Source organism: Clostridium sp. CM041, from assembly GCF_055081035.1.
Map to the genome: position 1 here is coordinate 505,750 of NZ_CM143648.1, position 20,804 is coordinate 526,553.

21 protein-coding genes and 1 pseudogene are annotated in these 20,804 nt (G+C 31.7%); 21 read left to right on the plus strand and 1 reads right to left on the minus strand.

Annotated features, from left to right (window positions below; all coding sequences use genetic code 11):
* Positions 1–249 precede the first annotated feature (249 nt).
* The 15 genes from ACWJJT_RS02475 to ACWJJT_RS02545 all read left to right on the plus strand — a co-directional run bounded on the left by ACWJJT_RS02475 (position 250) and on the right by ACWJJT_RS02545 (position 16,211).
* Positions 250–1,587: a DUF512 domain-containing protein gene (locus ACWJJT_RS02475; RefSeq protein WP_462955953.1), complete on the plus strand. Its 1,338-nt coding sequence runs from the start codon at positions 250–252 to the stop codon at positions 1,585–1,587.
* Complete coding sequence (gene der / locus ACWJJT_RS02480) at positions 1,587–2,903, plus strand: ribosome biogenesis GTPase Der (RefSeq protein WP_462955954.1); 1,317 nt, start codon at positions 1,587–1,589, stop codon at positions 2,901–2,903. The genes ACWJJT_RS02475 and der overlap by 1 nt, the downstream gene beginning before the upstream one ends.
* A gap of 1 nt (position 2,904) precedes the next feature.
* Complete coding sequence (locus ACWJJT_RS02485; RefSeq protein WP_462955955.1) at positions 2,905–3,897, plus strand: NAD(P)H-dependent glycerol-3-phosphate dehydrogenase; 993 nt, start codon at positions 2,905–2,907, stop codon at positions 3,895–3,897.
* Positions 3,898–4,043: 146 nt separating this feature from the next.
* Entirely contained in the window at positions 4,044–5,522 is a 1,479-nt protein-coding gene (gene spoIVA / locus ACWJJT_RS02490) for a stage IV sporulation protein A (RefSeq protein WP_462955956.1), read from the plus strand.
* Between the two features lie 191 nt (positions 5,523–5,713).
* Positions 5,714–6,580: a polysaccharide deacetylase family protein gene (locus tag ACWJJT_RS02495; protein ID WP_462955957.1), complete on the plus strand. Its 867-nt coding sequence runs from the start codon at positions 5,714–5,716 to the stop codon at positions 6,578–6,580.
* 79 nt (positions 6,581–6,659) lie between these two features.
* Positions 6,660–7,313, plus strand: a complete 654-nt coding sequence (gene tenA / locus ACWJJT_RS02500) for a thiaminase II (protein WP_462955958.1) — start codon at positions 6,660–6,662, stop codon at positions 7,311–7,313.
* 145 nt (positions 7,314–7,458) lie between these two features.
* The gene (locus tag ACWJJT_RS02505; protein WP_462955959.1) at positions 7,459–7,899 is read left to right on the plus strand and encodes a GatB/YqeY domain-containing protein; all 441 of its coding nucleotides are present in this window, start codon (positions 7,459–7,461) and stop codon (positions 7,897–7,899) included.
* A 694-nt stretch (positions 7,900–8,593) separates the two neighbouring features.
* Positions 8,594–10,021 carry an aspartate ammonia-lyase gene (locus tag ACWJJT_RS02510; RefSeq protein ID WP_462955960.1) on the plus strand — a complete coding sequence of 476 codons (1,428 nt, stop codon included), beginning with the start codon at positions 8,594–8,596 and terminating at the stop codon, positions 10,019–10,021.
* 408 nt (positions 10,022–10,429) lie between these two features.
* On the plus strand, positions 10,430–11,710 hold the full coding sequence (locus ACWJJT_RS02515; protein WP_462955961.1) for a dicarboxylate/amino acid:cation symporter: 1,281 nt from the start codon (positions 10,430–10,432) through the stop codon (positions 11,708–11,710).
* Positions 11,711–11,741: 31 nt separating this feature from the next.
* Positions 11,742–12,914 (plus strand): NAD(P)-dependent malic enzyme, encoded by a 1,173-nt coding sequence (locus ACWJJT_RS02520; RefSeq protein WP_462955962.1) that lies wholly within the window; start codon positions 11,742–11,744, stop codon positions 12,912–12,914.
* A gap of 187 nt (positions 12,915–13,101) precedes the next feature.
* The gene (locus tag ACWJJT_RS02525; RefSeq protein WP_462955963.1) at positions 13,102–13,440 is read left to right on the plus strand and encodes a hypothetical protein; all 339 of its coding nucleotides are present in this window, start codon (positions 13,102–13,104) and stop codon (positions 13,438–13,440) included.
* Between the two features lie 248 nt (positions 13,441–13,688).
* A complete protein-coding gene (locus ACWJJT_RS02530; protein ID WP_216302821.1) occupies positions 13,689–14,486 on the plus strand; it encodes an amino acid ABC transporter substrate-binding protein in 798 nt (265 codons plus the stop codon).
* Between the two features lie 12 nt (positions 14,487–14,498).
* Positions 14,499–15,182 (plus strand): amino acid ABC transporter permease, encoded by a 684-nt coding sequence (locus ACWJJT_RS02535; protein WP_216302822.1) that lies wholly within the window; start codon positions 14,499–14,501, stop codon positions 15,180–15,182.
* A 13-nt stretch (positions 15,183–15,195) separates the two neighbouring features.
* Positions 15,196–15,939, plus strand: a complete 744-nt coding sequence (locus tag ACWJJT_RS02540) for an amino acid ABC transporter ATP-binding protein (RefSeq protein ID WP_462955964.1) — start codon at positions 15,196–15,198, stop codon at positions 15,937–15,939.
* 65 nt (positions 15,940–16,004) lie between these two features.
* Positions 16,005–16,211, plus strand: coding sequence for a hypothetical protein (locus tag ACWJJT_RS02545; protein ID WP_220286563.1), 207 nt, complete (start codon positions 16,005–16,007; stop codon positions 16,209–16,211).
* Between the two features lie 59 nt (positions 16,212–16,270).
* On the opposite strand, the gene ACWJJT_RS02550 is transcribed toward ACWJJT_RS02545, so the two are convergent.
* Positions 16,271–16,777 (minus strand): methylated-DNA--[protein]-cysteine S-methyltransferase, encoded by a 507-nt coding sequence (locus ACWJJT_RS02550; protein ID WP_216302841.1) that lies wholly within the window; start codon positions 16,775–16,777, stop codon positions 16,271–16,273.
* A 575-nt stretch (positions 16,778–17,352) separates the two neighbouring features.
* Between ACWJJT_RS02550 and ACWJJT_RS02555 the strand changes: the two are divergent.
* The 6 genes and pseudogenes from ACWJJT_RS02555 to ACWJJT_RS02580 form a co-directional block, all read left to right on the plus strand.
* A pseudogene (locus ACWJJT_RS02555) lies at positions 17,353–17,520 on the plus strand (RNA polymerase sporulation sigma factor SigK); the annotation flags it as partial.
* Between the two features lie 142 nt (positions 17,521–17,662).
* Positions 17,663–17,851 carry an alpha/beta-type small acid-soluble spore protein gene (locus ACWJJT_RS02560; RefSeq protein ID WP_165413544.1) on the plus strand — a complete coding sequence of 63 codons (189 nt, stop codon included), beginning with the start codon at positions 17,663–17,665 and terminating at the stop codon, positions 17,849–17,851.
* A gap of 231 nt (positions 17,852–18,082) precedes the next feature.
* Complete coding sequence (locus ACWJJT_RS02565) at positions 18,083–18,211, plus strand: hypothetical protein (protein ID WP_258280755.1); 129 nt, start codon at positions 18,083–18,085, stop codon at positions 18,209–18,211.
* 75 nt (positions 18,212–18,286) lie between these two features.
* Positions 18,287–19,549, plus strand: coding sequence for a putative DNA modification/repair radical SAM protein (locus ACWJJT_RS02570; protein WP_462955965.1), 1,263 nt, complete (start codon positions 18,287–18,289; stop codon positions 19,547–19,549).
* Positions 19,542–20,273 carry a TIGR03915 family putative DNA repair protein gene (locus ACWJJT_RS02575; RefSeq protein ID WP_462955966.1) on the plus strand — a complete coding sequence of 244 codons (732 nt, stop codon included), beginning with the start codon at positions 19,542–19,544 and terminating at the stop codon, positions 20,271–20,273. The genes ACWJJT_RS02570 and ACWJJT_RS02575 overlap by 8 nt, the downstream gene beginning before the upstream one ends.
* A 117-nt stretch (positions 20,274–20,390) precedes the next feature.
* Complete coding sequence (locus ACWJJT_RS02580) at positions 20,391–20,756, plus strand: hypothetical protein (protein ID WP_216302826.1); 366 nt, start codon at positions 20,391–20,393, stop codon at positions 20,754–20,756.
* The last annotated feature ends 48 nt before the right edge of the window (positions 20,757–20,804 follow it).

Sequence of the window (20,804 nt, forward strand, 5' to 3'; positions counted from 1 at the left end):
TAAATCCATTAGTATAAGATAGCTAAAAAACCGCAAAATGAGCGAAATTTGCTTTTTTTCTTCTTTTAACGACTAATAGCGTTGACTTAGGTATTTAATTAATGTAATATAACTTAATGGAATACTATAATTTATTACTTAACTAATTTCTTATTATAAATTTAAAGGTGTGATTTGATCTTAATATAATATTTCTAATTCCTCATAAAACCTTTTAGATGAAAGGTTATGGTTGAGCAGGAGGTAAAAATGAAAAACCAAATAGCTAAGATACTTCCAGGAAGTATCGCAGAAGAAATTGAGTTAGAAGTAGGAGATAGATTAATTAGTATAAATGGCAATGACGTAGTAGACATTATAGACTACAAATTTTTAATTACAGATGAACTTCTTGAAATTGAAATTGAAAAGATAGATGGTGAGATTTGGGAGATTGAATTTGAAAAGGAATATGATGAGGATTTAGGAATCCAATTTGTTGATGCTATTTTGGATAAACCAATGAGCTGTCATAATAAATGTATATTTTGTTTTATTGACCAATTGCCAGAAGGAATGAGAGAAACTTTGTATTTTAAAGATGATGATTCAAGATTATCGTTTTTTCAAGGTAATTTTGTAACTTTAACTAATATGAAGGAAGAGGATATAGATAGAATTATTCGATACAAAATAAGCCCTATTAATGTATCAGTTCACACTACTGATCCAGAGCTTAGAAAGATAATGTTAAACAATAAATTTGCTGGAAATGTTTATGATAGGTTAAAAAGGCTGGCTGAAGCGGGTATTAAAATTAATTGTCAAGTAGTTTCTTGTCCAGGTATTAATAATGGAGAAGAGCTTATAAAAACCATAGAGGATTTATATAAACTTTATCCTAGCATAGAAAACTTAGCAGTTGTTCCAGTTGGAATAACAAAGTATAGAAAAGGCTTATTTAATTTAACATTGTATGATAAAAATACTGCAGCAAAGGAAATAGAAAGTGTAAAGCAATTACAAGAAAAATATATTAGAGAAGTAGGATCACCTTTTATACGATTGTCTGATGAATTCTATGTTGTAGCACATAGTGATGTACCACAAGAAGAGTTTTATGATGGGTATGATCAATTAGAAGATGGCATTGGTATGATTAGACTACTTAGAAGTGTTATTGATAAAGATATAGCAAACCTAAAGATGAATAATAAGGGAAGCTTTACATTTGTAACAGGGCATTCAGCTTATTCAGAAATATTAAAGGTAGCTGAGAAAATTACAGCATGTAATAATAAAATAAAAACTGATGTTAAAAAAATAAATAATGTTTTTTTTGGAGAAACTATTACAGTAGCGGGTCTTTTAACAGGAAATGACATAATTAAGCAGCTTAGGGATGAAAAGCTAGGAGATTATTTAATAATTCCTAGCAATATGCTAAAAAAAGGATATGAACTAGGAAACTATGAGGAACAAATATTCTTGGATGATATTACGGTAAGTGATTTAGAAAAAAGCTTAAATACAAAAATTTTAATATGTGATTATTCAGGAGAAGATTTAATCCATATAATAAACCAAAATAGTCGGGAGGAAGAATAATGGCAAAACCAATCGTAGCAATAGTAGGAAGACCCAATGTAGGTAAATCTACATTATTTAATAAGTTGGCAGGTAAAAGAATTTCAATAGTGGATGATAAACCAGGTGTAACAAGAGACCGAGTATATGCAGATGCAGATTGGCTTAGACACAATTTCACATTAATTGATACAGGTGGTATAGAAATTGAAAGTCAAGATATTATTTTAGCTCAAATGAGAAGACAGGCACAAATAGCTATAGAAACAGCAGATGTTATAATATTTATTGTAGATGGTAAACAAGGACTTACAGGTGCGGATACTGAAGTAGCGCAGATGCTTAGACAAAGCAAAAAAGCAGTAGTACTCGTAGTAAATAAAATAGACCATCTTGAACTAGAAGCTAATGCTTTTGAATTCTATAATTTGGGTATAGGGACTCCTATAGCTATTTCTGCAACTCAAGCCCTTGGACTTGGAGATATGCTAGATGAAGTAGTAGCCCATTTTGAAAGTGTTTATTCAAACACAGAAGATGAAGAATATATTCAAGTTGCAGTAGTAGGTAAGCCGAATGTTGGTAAATCATCGCTTATAAATAAAATACTTGGAGAAGAAAGAAACATAGTAACTAATATTGCAGGTACTACAAGAGATGCTATTGATAGTAAAATAGAAACTGAAGAAGGTAAATTTATTCTTATAGATACTGCGGGAATAAGAAGAAAAAGTAAAGTAGAAGAAGGAATTGAAAGGTATAGTGTTATTAGATCATTAGCTGCTGTTGAGCGAGCTGATGTAGTAGTACTTATTCTTGATGCTACGGATGAATTAAGTGATCAAGATGAGAAAATTATAGGTTATGCTCATGAGATGAAAAAAGCAATTTTTGTTATAGTGAATAAATGGGATCTTATTGAAAAAGATACGAAAACCATGCTTGAATATAAAAATAAATTGCAAGCAGGATTAAATTTCATGGCATATGCACCTTATTTATTTATATCTGCGAAAACAGGCCAAAGAGTACATAAGGTATTAAAAACAGTTAAAGAATGTTATGAGAATTATTCAAAAAGAATTTCTACAGGAATACTTAATGAAGTTGTAAATAAGGCTGTACTTATGAAAGAACCTCCAACAGTGGCAAATAAAAGATTAAAAATATTCTACGTTACTCAAGTAGACTCTAAACCACCAACATTTGTATTCTTTGTAAATAATGAAAATTTACTACATTTTTCTTATGGAAGATATTTGGAAAATCAATTAAGAAATAGCTTTGAGTTTATCGGAACGGGGATAAGACTTATATTTAGGGAAAGGAAGGAATAGAATGTCAAAAGTTGCGTTTTTAGGTGGTGGAAGTTTCGGCACTGCATTATCAATAATGCTTGCCAAAAATGGTGCGAGCGTTAATATCTGGGATAGAAAGCTTAGTGTTATTGATGATATTAACATTAAGAGAGAAAACATTAAGTACTTACCAGGCATTATCGTGCCAGCAGGAGTAACAGCATTTACGGACATAGAAAAGGTTATAAGTGATAGTGAGCTAATTGTATTAGCGGTGCCTTCGCATGCAATAAGAGGCTTAAGTAAGATGATAGCACCACATCTAAAAGAAAATCAAATTGTGGTTAGCATTGCAAAAGGAATCGAAGAGGGTTCAGCAAAAAGGATTTCAGAAGTTATAGAGGAAGAAATCGTAAGTAACCCTATAGTAATACTTTCTGGTCCTAGTCATGCGGAAGAGGTTGCACTAGAGATACCTACAACGGTAGTAGTTACATCTAAAAAAATGGAGTATGCAAGTATTGTGCAAGATGCATTTATGTCTAGTAAATTTAGAGTTTACACTAATGAAGATATTGTGGGTGTAGAGATAGGTGGAGCAGTTAAAAACATTATTGCACTAGCTGCAGGCGTATCTGATGGTATAGGCTACGGTGACAATGCTAAGGCTGCGCTAATGACAAGAGGAATGAGTGAAATTATACGAATAGGCACAAAGCTCGGAGGTAGAATTGAAACATTCTATGGCTTAACGGGTATGGGTGATCTTATAGTAACTTGCACTAGTATGCACAGTAGAAATAGAAGAGCTGGTATTTTGATTGGAAAGGGTGTTCCAATGGAAAAGGCATGCGAAGACATAGGGATGGTAGTAGAGGGTATAAAAGCTGTAAGAGCCTTCTATGAGCTTAAAGAAAAAGAGCAGATTTCGATGCCTATTACGGATGTGTTATACAAAGTATTATTTGAAGGTAAAGACCCTAAATATGGGGTATACGAATTGATGTCAAGAAACAAAAAAGATGAGTTTTAAGAAAACTATTAGTATGGAAAGACCAATTTTTTATTAAAAATTTAATGAAAAATTGGTTTTTTTTATATATTTTTAATCTATAGTAATAATTCATTGATCTCTAAAATATATTTATAGTGATAATAATAAGTATTGGGAGGTATATATTGGATAATTTTGATATATATAAAGATATAGCGGAGAGAACGCAAGGGGATATTTATGTAGGTGTTGTGGGTCCTGTAAGGACTGGAAAATCAACATTTATAAAAAGATTTATGGAGCTTATGGTAATTCCTAACATAGACAATCCTCATAAAAAAGAAAGAGCAAAAGATGAACTTCCTCAAAGTGGTTCAGGGAAATCGATTCATACTACTGAACCTAAATTCGTACCCAACGAAGCAGTTGAAATTGAGTTTGAAGGGGGAACTAAATTTAAAGTAAGGATGGTTGATTGTGTTGGGTATATTGTTAAAGGAGCGGTAGGATATGCTGAAGGAGAGACGCCTAAAATGGTGACAACCCCTTGGTATGATTACGAAATTCCATTTGAGGAAGCCGCAGAGATTGGAACAAAAAAGGTAATAAATGAGCATTCAACTATTGGTCTTTTAATTACTACAGATGGTTCTATCACAGGCATAGAAAGGGAAGAATATTTAGAAGCGGAAGGAAGGGTAGTTGATGAACTTAAATCCATTAATAAACCTTTCGTAATGGTATTAAATTCTAAAAATGCAGATGCTCCTGAAACACAAGTTTTAGCAAGAGAATTAGAAGAAAAATATGATGTTCCAGTTCAAGTTATGGATGTTGTAAATATGAAAGAGGAGGATATAGCTAATATATTTCAAAGAATTCTTAAAGAATTTCCAGTTAAAGAAATTAACATAGATATGCCAGAATGGATTGAAAACTTAAGTTCTAAGCATTGGGTAAAAATTAACTTTATGAAGTTCTTAAAAGATACGTGTAAAGATATTTTTAAAGTTAGGGATATAAATAAATCGCTACTAACATTTAAAGAAGTTGATTTTTTAGACTCTGCAATACTTGATGAAATGAATATGGGAGAAGGTACTGCTAGAGTTAATATAATTCCTAAACACGAATTATTTTACAAAATACTTGGCGAAACTTGTGATTGTGAAATAAAAGGAGAAAATGATTTATTAACATTAATGGGAGAATTCTCTAGAGCTAAAGTAGAATATGATAAAATTTCAGAGGCTTTAAAAGATGTTAAAGAAAAAGGCTATGGATTAGTTGCTCCACAGCTTTCAGAAATGACATTAGAAGAACCTGAAATTGTGCAACATGGTGGGAGGTATGGAGTTAAATTAAAGGCATCTGCACCTTCTCTTCATTTTATTAAGGCAGATATACAAACAGAAATATCACCTATTATGGGTACAGAAAAGCAAAGTGAAGATTTCTATAAATCCATTTTAGAACAGTTTGAGAATGATAAATCTCAAATTTGGCAGAGTAATATGTTTGGTAAATCTTTAGAAGTATTAGTTAAAGAAGGCCTCCAAAGTAAGCTGTTTAAGATGCCTGATGACGTTCAAGTGAAAATTCAAAAGACTCTACAACGAATTATAAATGAGGGTAATGGCAGCTTAATATGCATTATATTATAATAAGATTTTTCAGGATATAGCAGCTTTGAGTTATAGGGAGTATTCCTTATGGCTCAAAGCTTATTTTCATTTGCAAATAATTATAATAATACATACAAAAAAATATTATAAAATATTTTAAAAGAGGTATAATAGCTATGTGGAAGTTTATCGTATATGAATATATTAAAATATACATAGAGGTGATCTAATTGCAATTTAAAAAAATACCGCTATTAATAGTATTAACACTTGTGCTTTGTGGTTGTGCAAATGACAGACAAAATCAGATAAGTTTAAGTAATGCAAAGCAAACAAATAGCAGCCTTAAAACGGGCAGTGATGGAAATACAAAATCTAAATCAACTTTAAAAGAGAATAGTCCAAATCTACAGACAAAAACTATTAACTGGTCATGGGCTTATTCACAAAGAGAAAACTCAACATTATTATCGAAATATCATGCTTATGCTTTTGGCGAAACTTCTAAAAAAGTAATTTATCTAACTTTTGATGAGGGGTATGAGAATGGTTATACAGCAAGCATTCTTGATACTTTAAAAGCTAACAATGTTAAAGCAGCTTTTTTTGTAACTAAGCCCTATGTAACGGGTTCCTTTAATGGTGCAAAAGATATTGATCTTGTAAAAAGAATGATGAATGAAGGTCATATTATAGGGAATCATTCAGTGCATCATAAATCCATGCCTTCTATAACTAATGAAATGGATTTTGATTCAGAGATTACAGAAAATGAAACTACTGTTAATAACATCCCCGGTTTAAAAATGTCGAAATTTTTTAGACCGCCTATGGGTGACTTCAGTGAACTTTCTCTTTATTACACTCAAAAGCTTGGTTATAAATCAGTGTTTTTTACACTTGCTTATAAAGATTATGAACCTGAGGATCAGCCAAATCCTGAAATGGCAAAAAAAAATCTTTTAAAGCAAACAAAGCCTGGAATGATATGTTTGCTTCATGCAGTTTCAGAAACCAATACAAAAATACTCGACAGTCTGATTAAAGAGTGGAAAAGTCAGGGATATGAGTTTAAAACATTGAATGATCTTCCTTAGAAAATAGCATAGACTTATATAGACATTTTGGGCTTAGAACTGTTTGAGAAATTAAATGACGATGAAGGGGGGGAATAGTATGAAATTTACAGATTATATATTTGAAGAGGTAAAGGAATTTTGGAATTCATATTTAGAGCATCCATTTATAAAGGAGATAGGAGAAGGTACCTTAGATAAAGAAAAGTTTAAAAACTATCTTATACAGGATTATCTATATTTAAAAGAATATTCAAAGGTGTTTTCTGTAGGGGTAATTAAGGCAAAAACTATGGACGAGATGAAATTTTATTATAATTCAATAAGGGGAATTATGGAGGATGAAACGGCTGTTCATATAAAATATTTAGAAGGCTTTGGATTAACTGCTAAAGAAACGGAAAAATGTGAATATAAATTAATAACTACAAGTTATACAAGCTATATGCAAGGTGTGGCGCTTACCGGAGATTTAAAGGAGATTGCCCTTGTTACTATGCCGTGTACGTGGAGTTATAGCTACATAGGCAAACATATTAAAAAGACTTATGGACATAAGCTAGAGGGGAATTTTTTCAATCCATGGATTGAGGAATACGCTTCTGAAGATTTTGAAAAATTCACTAATGACTGGCTGGATTACATAAATAATTTATGCGAATACATAGATGAGATAGAAAAGAAAAAATTATTAGCTATTTTTATGAAATCATGCATGTATGAATTAGAATTTTGGAATAGGGCATATAATTAATATTAGATTATAAAATTGTGAAACTTTCCTTCTGAAATGTCGTTAAAGTGAGATTATAAGAGTATAATGTATATATAAGTATAGTTTTAATTAAGTAACAAAATAACTTGTTAAAAAATACTGAATTATTTAGGAGGTAACGCATATGTTAAAACAAACACTGAAAGATGATATTATTAAATATATGAAGAGTAGGGATAAGATAAGACTGACTGCTTTAAGGACTTTAATGGCTGACGTTAAATATAAAGAAATGGATTTGAAAAAAGAGATTTCAGACGACGACTTAATTGGTATTATTGAGAAAACAATTAAACAATTAAATGAAACTCTTAATTATGCGAAAGAAGCTAATAAAGAAGATATTATAGCTGAAACAGAAATTGCTATCGAAATGTTTACATTTTATATGCCCAAGCAATTAAGTGACGATGAAGCAAAAATAATTATCAGTGAAGTTATTACCCAAAATCACTTTAGCGGAAAGGGTGACATGGGGAAGGTTATGAAGGCTGTTATGCCTAAATTAAAAGGAAAGTATGATAGCAGGAAGGTAAATCCTCTTGTGAATCAATTATTGGCATAGGAAAAATGGAGTAATGGTACCATTTATCAAAGGTAAAGGCAAATTAGTAATTATGAGTGAGTTTTATCCCATATGTAGGGGTAAGATTCACTTTTGAATTTATTAAGAAAGTATTTTTTTATATTAAAATTTATAAAATGGAGTTTTAATAAGTAATGAGTCCTTATTGAATAATCAATTTAAGGGTATAACAATAGTTAATAATACTGGATTTAAATTATATAATAAGTACTAAATAATTGTAAATACAATAGTGTAAACAATTACAATATGATTTATTAACAGGTTAATTAATTCATTGTGATGTTATCTGCCTATAAAAATCAAAAAACTCTTAGTAGCAAGTAGCTATCTTCAGGTCATATCATAGTACCCTTGAGGTACTTATTTTTTTATGTGGAGTACCACTTAGAGAGCAGATGTAAAATTAATCTTAACGGTAATCTTGCAAAGTAAACAATATTCAAAATATTCAAACTAAAGGTTGCATTCGATATAACCCTAGGTATATTAAGAATTAATTTTCAATTTCAAATGCTTTAAAGCGCCGTAAATCAATAAATATTGAGTGATAAATTAGTCTTAATTTAGTTAAAAGACTTACTTGTGATACTTAAAAAGACAGATATTTATTTGACAAAATTTATTTCAAAGGGTATTATTAGTATATTATAGTAAACAAGGAGGAAATATTATGAATGAAAACATGCAAAAATTTAGGGTGGAAAGCGATTCTGTTGGCTCTAAGAATGTACCTATAGAAGCATATTATGGAGTTCAATCATTAAGGGCGTCAGAAAACTTTAATATTACAGGTAGGAGGATGCACAAAGACTTAATAGTTAGTCTTGCGCAAGTGAAAAAAGCGACAGCTATTGCAAATAATGAAGCTGGATTAATGAGTAAAAAAATCAGCGACGCTATAGTACAAGCATGTGATGAAATAATAGTTGGTAAATTACATAATGAATTTATAATTGATCCTATTCAAGGTGGAGCAGGTACATCGGGTAATATGAATGCAAATGAAGTAATTGCTAATAGAGCAAATGAAATATTGGGTGGTAAATTGGGAGAGTATGATAAAGTTCATCCAAATGATCATGTAAATATGGGACAATCTACAAATGATGTATTCCCAACAGCAGGCAAGATGGCAGCCCTAAAACTTATTCCAAAAACCTTAGAGGAGTTAAGAAAACTTGGTGATGTACTTATTGAAAAGTCGAAAGAATTTGATGATGTTATTAAAATGGGAAGAACTCAAATGCAAGATGCTGTACCTATTAGATTAGGCCAAGAATTCCATGCATATAGCTCAGTAATAAAAAGAAATATTGATAGGTTAGAAAAAGCCAGTGAAGGGCTAAAGAGTGTAAATATGGGAGCTTCTGCTATAGGGACAGGAATAAATGTGGATACAGGATATTTTAAAAAAATCGTGCCAGCAATTAATGATGTTGTTAATTTAGATTTACATCAAGCAGAAGACTTAGTAGATGGGACACAAAATCTGGATGTTTTTGTGGACGTTTCATCGGCTCTTAAAACTTGTGCAGTAAGTCTATCCAAGATATCAAATGACTTAAGGTTAATGTCTTCAGGTCCTAGAGCAGGCTTTGGGGAAATCAATCTGCCAGCAAAACAAAATGGATCTTCAATAATGCCAGGAAAGATAAATCCTGTAATTCCAGAAGTTATGAGTCAAGTATCTTTCAATATTATAGGAAATGACATTACTATAACTATGGCAGCAGAGGCCGGACAATTAGAATTAAATGCATTTGAACCAGTTATATTCTATAACTTGTATGAATCTATAGAAACACTAGGTAACGGAGTTAATACACTTAGAGAAAATTGTATTGCAGGTATTACGGCTAATAGGAAAAGGTGCAAATACTTAGTAGATAATAGTGTAGGTATAATTACAGCGATAGTACCTCATGTAGGTTATAAGGCAGCTGCAAAAATTGCAGCTAGAGCGATTGCAACAGGCGAACCTGTCAGTGAATTGGTACTTAAAGAGAGTATTTTAACGAAAGCACAACTTAATGAAATACTAGATACAATAGCAATGACCGAGCCAGGAATAGCAGCAAAGCATTTAATGGCTATATAAATTATTTTATTAATTAAATGTAAACAATAGTATGCAATTAGATATTTTCTGTGGTATTATAGTATTGTGAAATTGCATTCATCATGGAAAAAATAAGGGCACAGTTAGTTTCGAGGATTGAAACTAGAGATGATCTTAGCATTGCATATACCCCGGAAGTGGCTAAAACATATTGAGTGAATATTAAGAAAACGATTACTGGTATGCTCCTAAACAAGATTTGATTGTTTAGGAGCATACTGACATAAAGGACTCCTTTCTAAATTCATTCTTAGTGTATACCCATCTTGTAAATGTATATGCGCCAAGATGGACGGATTACAGCCATTTAATATATAAAAATGTGGTATTAATGCTGGATGTGGCATTTCATAGTCAGCTAATAAAATATATAAAGGAGGGTTTTGTATGAGTAAAAAAAAGGTGAACTTGACAACTAAAATCCTTATTGCTCTATTATTAGGATCAATAACTGGAATTATTGTATTTCAATTTCCTAATGGAACTTTTAAAAATGCTTTTTTAATAAATGGTGTATTCCAGTTAGTAGGTCAACTTTTTTTAAGAGGAATAATGATGCTTGTAGTTCCACTGGTGTTTATTTCCTTAGCAAATGGTGCGGCCAGTATGGGAGATGTAAAGAAATTAGGTAGGGTCGGGGGAAAGACTGTAGCTTTTTATCTATCAACTACAGCAATAGCTGTTGCTATTGCGCTAGTCTTAGGTTATTTTATAAAGCCAGGATCAGGGTTAGATTTAACAGCCGTAAAAGCAGTGAAAACTACAATTGCTACCAAAACTCCATTGGTACAAACGTTATACGAAATGGTACCAAGTAATCCAATTTTAGCTATGTCGGAAGGTAATATGCTTCAAATTATTGTAGTTGCTGTATTAACTGGTATAGGCTTATCTTTATTAGGTAAAAAAGGTCAGCCCCTAATTAATTTACTTGAAAGCCTAAATGATTTAATAATGAAATTAGTAGAAATCGTTATGACATTTGCACCTATAGGTGTATTTGGGCTTATAGCTAAAACCTTTGCTACTGTAGGGTATGTAGCTATGATGCCTTTAATGAAATATATTCTTACAATATATTTGGGTCTATTACTTATCTCAATATTAGGATATGCAAGTCTTTTAAAAAGTTTTACTGGGTTATCTATAAAAAAGTTTTACAAAAAATTCTTCCCAGTTATGTCTGTAGCTTTCTCAACAGCTAGTAGTAATGCCACAGTACCAGTGAATATGGAAACATGTGAAAAAGAATTAGGGGTCTCAAAGGGAATTGCGGCTTTCACTATTCCATTAGGTGCAACAGTTAATATGAATGGTACTGCTATTATGCAAGGGGTAGCAACATTCTTTGTAGCTCAAGCATATGGCATTCCTGTTACACTAAATATGATGTTAACAGTGGTTCTAACTTCAACTATTGCATCTGTAGGTACAGCTGGAGTCCCTGGTGCTTCCATTATAATGCTGTCTATGGTATTTCAGGCTGTAGGTCTTCCCTTAGAAGGAATCGGTCTTATAATGGGCGTAGATAGATTGGTAGATATGGGCAGAACAGTTGTCAATATTACAGGAGATGCTATTTGCACTGTTATAATAGCTAAGCAAGAAGGGGAATTAGACGTTGATGTATTCAATAGTGAGAACGAAGAATTAAGTGAAAATGTATAAATAATACAATTTAATAAAGGGGAAATATCGAATGAATTATTTTGTAGAAAGTTTAAAACTGCATGAAAAACATACAGGTAAAATTGAAGTAATATCAAAAATAAAAATCCAAACAAAAGATGATTTGGCACTTGCATACACACCTGGTGTTGCAGAACCCTGCAAGAAAATCTATGAGAACGTAGAAAATGTGTATAAATACACATCTAAAGGAAATATGGTTGCAGTGGTTACGGATGGCACTGCTGTTCTAGGGCTTGGAGATATAGGACCCAAGGCAGGACTTCCGGTTATGGAAGGAAAGGCTATATTGTTTAAAGAGTTTGGTAATGTAGATGCCTTTCCGATCTGTTTAGACACAAAAGACGTAGATGAAATTGTTCGCACAATACAGCTTATCTCCCCAGGGTTTGGTGGGATAAATCTAGAAGATATTAGTGCTCCAAGATGCTTTGAAATAGAAGAAAAGCTTAAAAAAATATTAGATATACCAGTATTTCACGATGACCAACATGGGACAGCAATTGTAGTTCTTGCAGGTCTTATCAATGCAAGTAAAGTAGTTGGAAAGAAGCTTGAGAATTTAAAGGTTGTAGTAAACGGTGCTGGTTCTGCAGGAACAGCAATATCAAAGCTTTTACTCTCCTCAGGAGTGAAGAATTTAATTGTATGTGACAAAGTAGGAGTACTTTATAGAGGGATGGCAATAATTGATGATGCAAAAACAGCCCTTACAGAAATAACTAATCCAGAAAATATAAAAGGAAGCTTAAGTGATGCATTAGTAGGGGCGGATGTATTTATAGGAGTTTCTGCACCGGGAATAGTAACACCTGAAATGGTTAAATCTATGAACAAAGATTCTATAGTCTTTGGAATGGCAAATCCAACCCCAGAAATCATGCCAGATGAAGCTAAAAAAGCGGGCGCAAGGGTATGTGGTTCAGGACGTTCAGATTTTCCAAACCAAGTAAATAATGTTCTTGTATTTCCAGGGTTATTCAGAGGTGCATTAGATGTGAGAGCAAAAGAAATAAATGAAGAAATGAAGATTGCAGCAGCATATGCTATTGCAAATTATATAAAAGATGAAGATTTAAACGAAAACAATGTAATTCCAAGTGCATTAGATAGTGGTGTAGCAACAAAAGTAGCTGAAGCAATTGCGAAAGCTGCAAAAGAAACAGGCGCAGCAAGAATATAAACAAGCTCTGCTAGGATCGCCTATTTGAGAATTATGAATAAGTTATAAATGATTTGTTTTTTTAATTTAAAAAGATAGTAAAAACTTTATAATAAGGTTTTGCTATCTTTTTTTCTATTGAGTTCTTATAGAGTTTTTTAGAATAAATATCCGCCTTACTACATATAATTAGTGGAGGTGGTTAAATATGAATAGAACTATCGTGTGCAAAACATGTGATAACAATAGAGTAGTTATTGAAAAAGTTGGGCAGGAACTATATATCAAGTGCTCAAAATGTGAAAATACAATAATGCAAGCGGTTTACCTAGAGTCTTGGAATGAACATATTGCTAATACATATAAATTTAGAATCGGTATTGATGATGATAGGTTAATTGAGGCGGATATAGTTGAAATGAAAGTTAATAAAGAAGAGCCTCAAACTTCAAGCGAAGAGGGAAAAAAAATTCGGTTAATGTATGTAAAAGAATATGAATTCATAAGGCAACTTCCAGAAGATGAGTATGTGGAAATAATCAATTGAAATAGATTGTAGGGGGATGAAAGAGTCGAAGAGGTGCTTTGAATATGTATGTTTATATAGGGAAAATGAAAAAAAGAGCTCACTAGGGCTTTTTTTTGTTTTCAAAACAAATGAATATGGTGATAATATATAATTAGTCTTCACTATAGTAACTTAAAAATAAATATTGACAGTAAAAGAAAACCTATGGTATTATAAATACAATGCAATACATTACTAAAACGATAGGAATACTAGGAGGGTAATAAATGAAAAAAACATCTGTATTAATTAGTACTTTATTAATAGCAACACTGGGACTTGTAGGATGCGCCACAAGTAGTAGTAAAAACACTGAATCTAAGGACCTATTATCAAAAATAAAGAGTGAAGGGAAAATACAAATTGGTACTGAAGGAACATACGCACCATACAGCTTCCATGATAAATCAGGAAAGTTAACTGGTTTTGATGTTGAAATTGCAGAGGAAGTATCTAAACGTCTTTCCGTAAAACCAGAATTTGTGGAAACAAAGTGGGATGGTATGTTTGCTGGGCTCGACGCAAAGCGATTTGATATGGTAGTAAATCTAGTTGGAATTCAACCAGATAGACAAGAGAAATATGATTTTTCAGAACCATATATAGTTTCAAAAGCAGTGCTTATAGTAAACAGTGATGATAACACTATCAAAAAGTTTGAAGATTTGAAGGGGAAGAAATCTGCTCAATCATTAACTAGTAACTTATCTAAAATTGCAAAAGATAATGGTGCAATACTTCAACCAGTTGACAGCTTTAATCAAGCAATTGACCTTTTAGGTTCTAAAAGGGTAGATGCCACAGTTAATGACAGTTTATCTTATCTTGATCTTAAAAAACAAAAACCAGACCTTGCTATAAAAGTTGTTGATGAGGAAGGAAATGCACAGCCAAGCGCATTTATGTTTAAAAAGGGAAATAAAGAATTAGTGGATGCGGTTAATAAAGCACTTATTGATATGAAAGCAGATGGTGCTTATTTAAAAATTTCAAATAAGTGGTTTGGCAGCGATGTATCAAAATAAGAGGGTGATAAGATGAATTTTGATGTGCAAACACTAAGAATATTAAACATAATTAAAGACTCTTTTTTTCCTTTATTAATAGCTGGTGTAAAATTTACCATTCCAGTGGCAGTGCTTTCTTTCATACTCGGTTCAATTGTGGCTATGGCAACGGCTCTTGCACGTATATCCAAACATAAATCATTAGTTTTAATATCAAGTTTTTATGTTTGGATAATAAGAGGGACACCGCTTCTCGTGCAGTTATTTATAATATTCTACGGATTACCAGCTGCTGGTATAACCATGGGAGCTTTACCGGCAGCAATTATAGGTTTTACATTAAATGTTGGAGCTTATAATTCGGAAGTAATTAGGGCTGCAATTCTATCTATACCTAAGGGGCAGTGGGAAGCAGCATCTTCAATTGGTATGACTCATACTCAGTCGTTGATTCGTATAATTTTGCCACAAGCAGCTAGAGTATCTGTACCGCCGCTGTCAAATTCATTTATAAGCCTTGTTAAAGATACATCCCTTGCTGCGTCGATTACTTTAGCGGAAATGTTTCAGATTGCTCAAAGAATAACAGCAGTAACATATGAACCACTTGTATTGTACTGTGAAGTGGCCTTTATATATCTATTATTTTGTACTATACTATCTACAATTCAACAGAAAATAGAGAAAAATCTTGAAAAATATGTCGCTAGGTAATTGGAGGAAATTCATGATTAATATAAAAAATTTACACAAGAGTTTCGGAAATAATGAAATATTAAAAGGTATAGATTTGCGAATTGTAAGAGGCGAAGCAACCATTATTATAGGGCCTTCAGGTTCGGGTAAAACCACACTTCTTAGATGTATGAATTTGCTAGAACTGCCTAATAAGGGGACTATGAGCATTGGGGATAATGAATTAGTGTTTGGGGAAAATAAAAATCCAACTGATAAAGAAGTAATATCACTTCGCAGGAATACCGGAATGGTATTTCAAGGATTCCATTTATTCCCTCACATGACTGTGGTAGAAAATATTATGGAAGGGCTTGTTAGTGTACTTAAGCAATCTAAGAAGGCAGCCCATGATAAAGCACTTAAGCTTTTAGATAAGGTTGGGCTTTTAGACAAGTGCAACAGTTATCCTCATGAGCTTTCAGGAGGACAACAACAAAGAGTTGCTATAGCGCGTGCTATGGCTATAGAACCATCAGTACTATTATTTGACGAGCCAACATCTGCACTGGATCCTGAGCTTGAAGCGGAGGTGCTTAAAGTTATGAAGGATCTATCACTTGAAGGTATGACAATGGTAGTTGTTACTCATAATATGAGTTTTGCAAGAGAAGTAGCAGACAATATAATATTTATGGATAACGGAATCATTGTTGACAGGGGAACTCCGAAGGAGTTATTAATTAACACAACTAACCCAAGAATAAAACAATTTTTAAATTTAGTATCTGATTAGATAATAGATTGTTTGAGAAAAAATAATTTCGACACTAATAATTTTATTAAGTTGGAGGCGTGAAAATGTTAAATAAAGAAGTTAAAGAGAATCTATTGAGAGAAGGCATTCATGAAGATGCTGTAACTGCTTTAGATGAAAAGGGAAAGTGCCTATTTGATATAGATAGTACAAGGGATGTATGCTTTGAACTGATTGATGTGGGTGTTAAATTTAGTTGTGAACTAAGTATTTTAGATGATGGATTGTATTTGATAAAAATTTTAAATTAGATTATAGACATAACCATTATTAGGGCTATGTCTATAATTATTATTATGTGTAAAAATTACTATTGGAAATTGAATCCTTCAATTTCCAATAGTAATTTTTGTGTAGGCGTTCTATTACCAGCAAAGCCTACCAACTTACCACTTTTACCAATGACCCTGTGACAGGGTATAATTATAGGCAATTGGTTATATTTATTAGCTTGACCTACTGCCCTTACAGCTTTAGGGTTTCCGATGGATTCTGCAATTTGCAAATAATTCCGCGTTTCACCATAAGGTATATCTCTAAGGGCTTTCCATACTTTCTTTCTGAACTGTGTGCCTTCTATAGATAAAGGTATATCGAAATTTTTCCTTTTACCTTTGAAATATTCGTCTAGCTGAACTATAACTTCCTTGCATAACTCATTATCTTTGGGAATAGCTTCATGTTTTTTCTTGTATTGTATCCAATCTTCTTCAAAAATTTCTACTTTTATAACACCAATCTCATTCACTACTACATGGATAAGCCCAATAGGGGAATCATAAACATCATAACCGATTTTCACAAAACGCCTCCTCAATTGTATAATAGAAACCATAAATAAAAGGTAGCATAAGATTCATATTCTGTCCAGTTTAAAGCAATTTTTTTATCATATAAAATGAGTACGTGAATATTAATTTTCTCCAAATGAAAAAGGCCAGACTTTAAGGCGGGCCTTTCAATTTCTTAATCTATATAAGTTTTTTATTAAATATATTAGTTAAATTTAAATTTTCTATTTTACCTTTAATCTCATCTATATCTAAAGTATAGAGTCCAAGTTCCTGCATTCTTTTAAAATAGTATTATTACTCCTATGAGTATTCATTTATGAATATTGATTTATCAAAACTTGTTTTTGTAATGCAACATTGAAATCAAGAAAATGTCTAATTGTTGGTTATCAATTATAAATGCGTAAAAAAATATAATGTGGTAGAATAAATAAAATTTTTAGGGTATGAGTATGTAAAGAGTCCTCTAGTGGGTCCCTTCTGCATAAGCATTTTAAAAACCGGCCTTAAAAGTTCTTATTTAATAATTAAATAATAGGTACATGAAAACAAATAACAAATCATATTATATTTAGAAGCTCTAGTAGGAGGAACATCTGTGTTTTTCATGAATTGTTTATTAAATATGATTGGAAATATTACATTTTTAACAGCCTATATAACTGGCAGTAGTTCATTCCCTCAACCATTGTGTGAAGAAGAAAAAAAATATTCCTATCCAGGAAAGGATGTAGATGAGCTAATATCTATTGGAATAGTGGGACTCAATTTATATAATAACTAGCCCTTAAAAATCATCTATTTAATTATATTGGAATAGACATAATTTTCTATGAATATTGTTTATAATAATACACATGATAATAGTGTAATTGAAAACGATTATCAAATATAGAGGAGGTTATTATATGTCAAGAAATAGAGTATTGGTTCCGGAGGCTAAGGTTGGATTAAACAAATTTAAAATGGAAGCTGCTAAAGAAGTAGGAGTAAATCTTACAGACGGTTACAATGGAGATTTAACCTCAAGAGAGAATGGTTCGGTAGGCGGACAAATGGTTAAGAAAATGGTTGAGTCTTACGAAAAGAATTTGTAATAAGAAATGTGGAAGAAGTTAGCCTAGCGTAATTGCTAGGCTTTTTTGTAAAATCATTTAAATTTGATAAACAGCCCCATAGAAATATGGAAATTGTCAGTTTGCGTGGGAAGAAAGAGAAAATAAATGGTTACACATGGTAAGTAAAGAAGCTATTGCACTAATAAAAGTTAATCAAGAATAAATATATATTCTTTAGAATTTGAAAAAGAGAGTGAAATAAGTTTTCCCATTAATAATGGAAGACAGGTATATTTAGTTCAAGTAGAGGGATGTTCAAGTATAAATAGTATTAAGATAGGAAAAAGATGCTATGGAAATGGTAGCGTGGTTAATGTGTATTTTAATAGAGTTTCGTGATTATCCAGGAAATATATCTTTCAAAATTGGACAAAACGTGATAAAATAAGAACAAACGTTTGTGGGGTGATGAAAGTGGATATAATGAAAAAACTTGAAATATTATCTAATTCAGCGAAGTATGATGCGTCTTGTTCTTCGAGCGGTTCTAATAGAAAGAACACAAAGGGAGGCATAGGTAATGCAGCATCAACAGGTATTTGCCATTCCTGGTCACAGGATGGTAGATGTATTTCGCTACTTAAAATTTTGTATACCAATAAATGCATATACGATTGTAAATATTGTATTAATAGAGCTAGTAATGATCTGGAGAGAACAAGCTTTACTCCAAAAGAAGTAGTAGATTTAACTATAAATTTCTATAGAAGAAATTATATTGAAGGATTATTTTTAAGTTCTGGGGTAGAAAGAAGCCCAGATTACACTATGGAAAATTTAGTGAGAATTTTAAAGGATTTAAGACTGATTCACAAATTTAATGGATATATTCATGTAAAGGCTATTCCAGGCTCTGATCCAAAGCTCATATATGAGGCGGGATTGTATGCAGACAGAATGAGTGTAAATATTGAGTTGCCGTCAGAAAAAAGCTTAAAACTCTTAGCACCTCAAAAGAATAAGGCAGATATATTAAAACCTATGGGACTTATTAAACACAGTATAATAGAATCTAATGAATATAAGAAAAAAGGATTTAAAGCTCCAAGATTTACTCCTGGTGGACAAAGTACTCAGATAATGGTAGGGGCAACTAATGAAAGTGATTTAAGAGTAATTAGTCTTACTGAAGGATTATATAATACTTTCGGGCTTAAGAGGGTGTATTATTCTGCTTATGTGCCGGTGGTGCGGCATGCAAATTTACCTGCTATTCAAAGCACACCTCCAATATTAAAAGAACATAGAATGTATCAAGCAGATTGGCTTTTAAGGTATTATGGATTTAAGGCAAATGAATTATTAGATGAGCAAAATCCGAACTTTGATATAAATTTAGATCCCAAAGCCTTTTGGGCATTAAATAATTTGGATAAGTTTCCGTTAGAAGTAAATAACGCTCCCTATGAAACATTACTTAGAGTGCCTGGAATAGGAGTAACATCGGCTTTAAGAATTATAAAATCAAGAAGACTTTGCAATCTTTCCTATGATAATTTAAAAAAAATAGGAGTAGTGCTCAAAAGAGCTAGATACTTTATAACTTGTAGTGGTAAATTTTATGGAGATAAGGCGATGGAAAGAGGAAGGATCAAAAATTATTTATTAGACTATGAAAGTTTTGATAAGCCACAACAAATGAGCTTGTTTACTCAAAGGAGTGATTTATTTGGTTAGATACATTTATGATGGAAGTTTTGATGGGTTTTTATCTGTTGTATATGATTGTTACTATGATAGAATACCTGAAGGCATAGATAGGATAGATAGCTATACTTTTGATATGATATATAAGGACAAGTTTATAGAAACTGATATAATAAAATCAAATAAAGTATCTAAGTCAATACTAGAAAAAATCTCAAAAGATGCATTAATTCATGTGTATCAAGCGTTTTTGTCTGAGGTACAAGGAATAGAGTTAATATTATTTAAATATATACAGTTAGGGTTTAAGTTAGGGAATAAAGTTAATGATTTTCTAACAGATGACATTGTAAATGAAGTACAGAAATATTCTAGAAAAGTTGGCTTTGAAGCACATAGATTTTTAGGATTAGTTAGATTTCAAGAATTCAAGGGCATATTGTATGCAGCAATTGAACCTACTTACAATATTCTTGAGCTCATAGCAAATCACTTTAAAGTAAGACTTACAAATGAAAAGTGGATAATTCATGATGTGAAGAGAAAAACAGGTGTAGTTTATGAAAATCATGAATGGATATTAAGGGATTTGAAATTTGAAAAATTAGAAAGTAATGAGAAGGAAGAGTTATTCTATCAAGATCTTTGGAAAGTTTTTCATAAAAGTATTAGCATACAGGAAAGGAGTAATAATAGATTACAAATGCAACATATGCCAAAGAAATATTGGGATAATTTAATTGAAATGAAATAGTGTCACTAGTTGCACTATTTTAAATTTCAGTATTTTTAAAAAAAATGTTAAAAGTCATGTTATAATAGATATAAACACATTATTAGGTTATTGTAATTAAAGGAAGGAACGATGATTATGAAAAAATCAGTAGAATACACAGAAGTTGAAAGTCCTAGCATAAGTATTGAAAGAAAAAAACATATGATGGAAAAAATCTATAAAACACTAGAAGATTTGGGGGCTACCAGTAAAGAAAAAGGTAAAACGAGTAAAGAAATAAACAACTCTATTCCTAAGGAGCCTACTATTAAAGATATAGATAGTGTGAAAAAAATCAAGAAAGTACAATTAAATACACCTTCATTTGTAGGTTCACTTGCAGGACTTATGTCTAAATCTCGAATACTTGGTAAAGTATCAAGCGTAGAGAAAAAGGAAGTTAAATGGTACATACTGGGGACTGCAAAAATGATTAATGATATAGATCCTAGAGATATGTAATATTTATCATTTGTTTTTCAGCAATATAACACATAACCACAATAAAAA

Bases quoted from the DNA above. Each gene is read 5' to 3' on its own strand.
- ACWJJT_RS02475 (WP_462955953.1), top strand. From the start codon at position 250: ATGAAAAACCAAATAGCTAAGATACTTCCAGGAAGTATCGCAGAAGAA.
- der (WP_462955954.1), top strand. From the start codon at position 1,587: ATGGCAAAACCAATCGTAGCAATAGTAGGAAGACCCAATGTAGGTAAA.
- ACWJJT_RS02485 (WP_462955955.1), top strand. From the start codon at position 2,905: ATGTCAAAAGTTGCGTTTTTAGGTGGTGGAAGTTTCGGCACTGCATTA.
- tenA (WP_462955958.1), top strand. From the start codon at position 6,660: ATGAAATTTACAGATTATATATTTGAAGAGGTAAAGGAATTTTGGAAT.
- ACWJJT_RS02505 (WP_462955959.1), top strand. From the start codon at position 7,459: ATGTTAAAACAAACACTGAAAGATGATATTATTAAATATATGAAGAGT.
- ACWJJT_RS02510 (WP_462955960.1), top strand. From the start codon at position 8,594: ATGAATGAAAACATGCAAAAATTTAGGGTGGAAAGCGATTCTGTTGGC.
- ACWJJT_RS02515 (WP_462955961.1), top strand. From the start codon at position 10,430: ATGAGTAAAAAAAAGGTGAACTTGACAACTAAAATCCTTATTGCTCTA.
- ACWJJT_RS02520 (WP_462955962.1), top strand. From the start codon at position 11,742: ATGAATTATTTTGTAGAAAGTTTAAAACTGCATGAAAAACATACAGGT.
- ACWJJT_RS02525 (WP_462955963.1), top strand. From the start codon at position 13,102: ATGAATAGAACTATCGTGTGCAAAACATGTGATAACAATAGAGTAGTT.
- ACWJJT_RS02530 (WP_216302821.1), top strand. From the start codon at position 13,689: ATGAAAAAAACATCTGTATTAATTAGTACTTTATTAATAGCAACACTG.
- ACWJJT_RS02535 (WP_216302822.1), top strand. From the start codon at position 14,499: ATGAATTTTGATGTGCAAACACTAAGAATATTAAACATAATTAAAGAC.
- ACWJJT_RS02540 (WP_462955964.1), top strand. From the start codon at position 15,196: ATGATTAATATAAAAAATTTACACAAGAGTTTCGGAAATAATGAAATA.
- ACWJJT_RS02545 (WP_220286563.1), top strand. From the start codon at position 16,005: ATGTTAAATAAAGAAGTTAAAGAGAATCTATTGAGAGAAGGCATTCAT.
- ACWJJT_RS02560 (WP_165413544.1), top strand. From the start codon at position 17,663: ATGTCAAGAAATAGAGTATTGGTTCCGGAGGCTAAGGTTGGATTAAAC.
- ACWJJT_RS02580 (WP_216302826.1), top strand. From the start codon at position 20,391: ATGAAAAAATCAGTAGAATACACAGAAGTTGAAAGTCCTAGCATAAGT.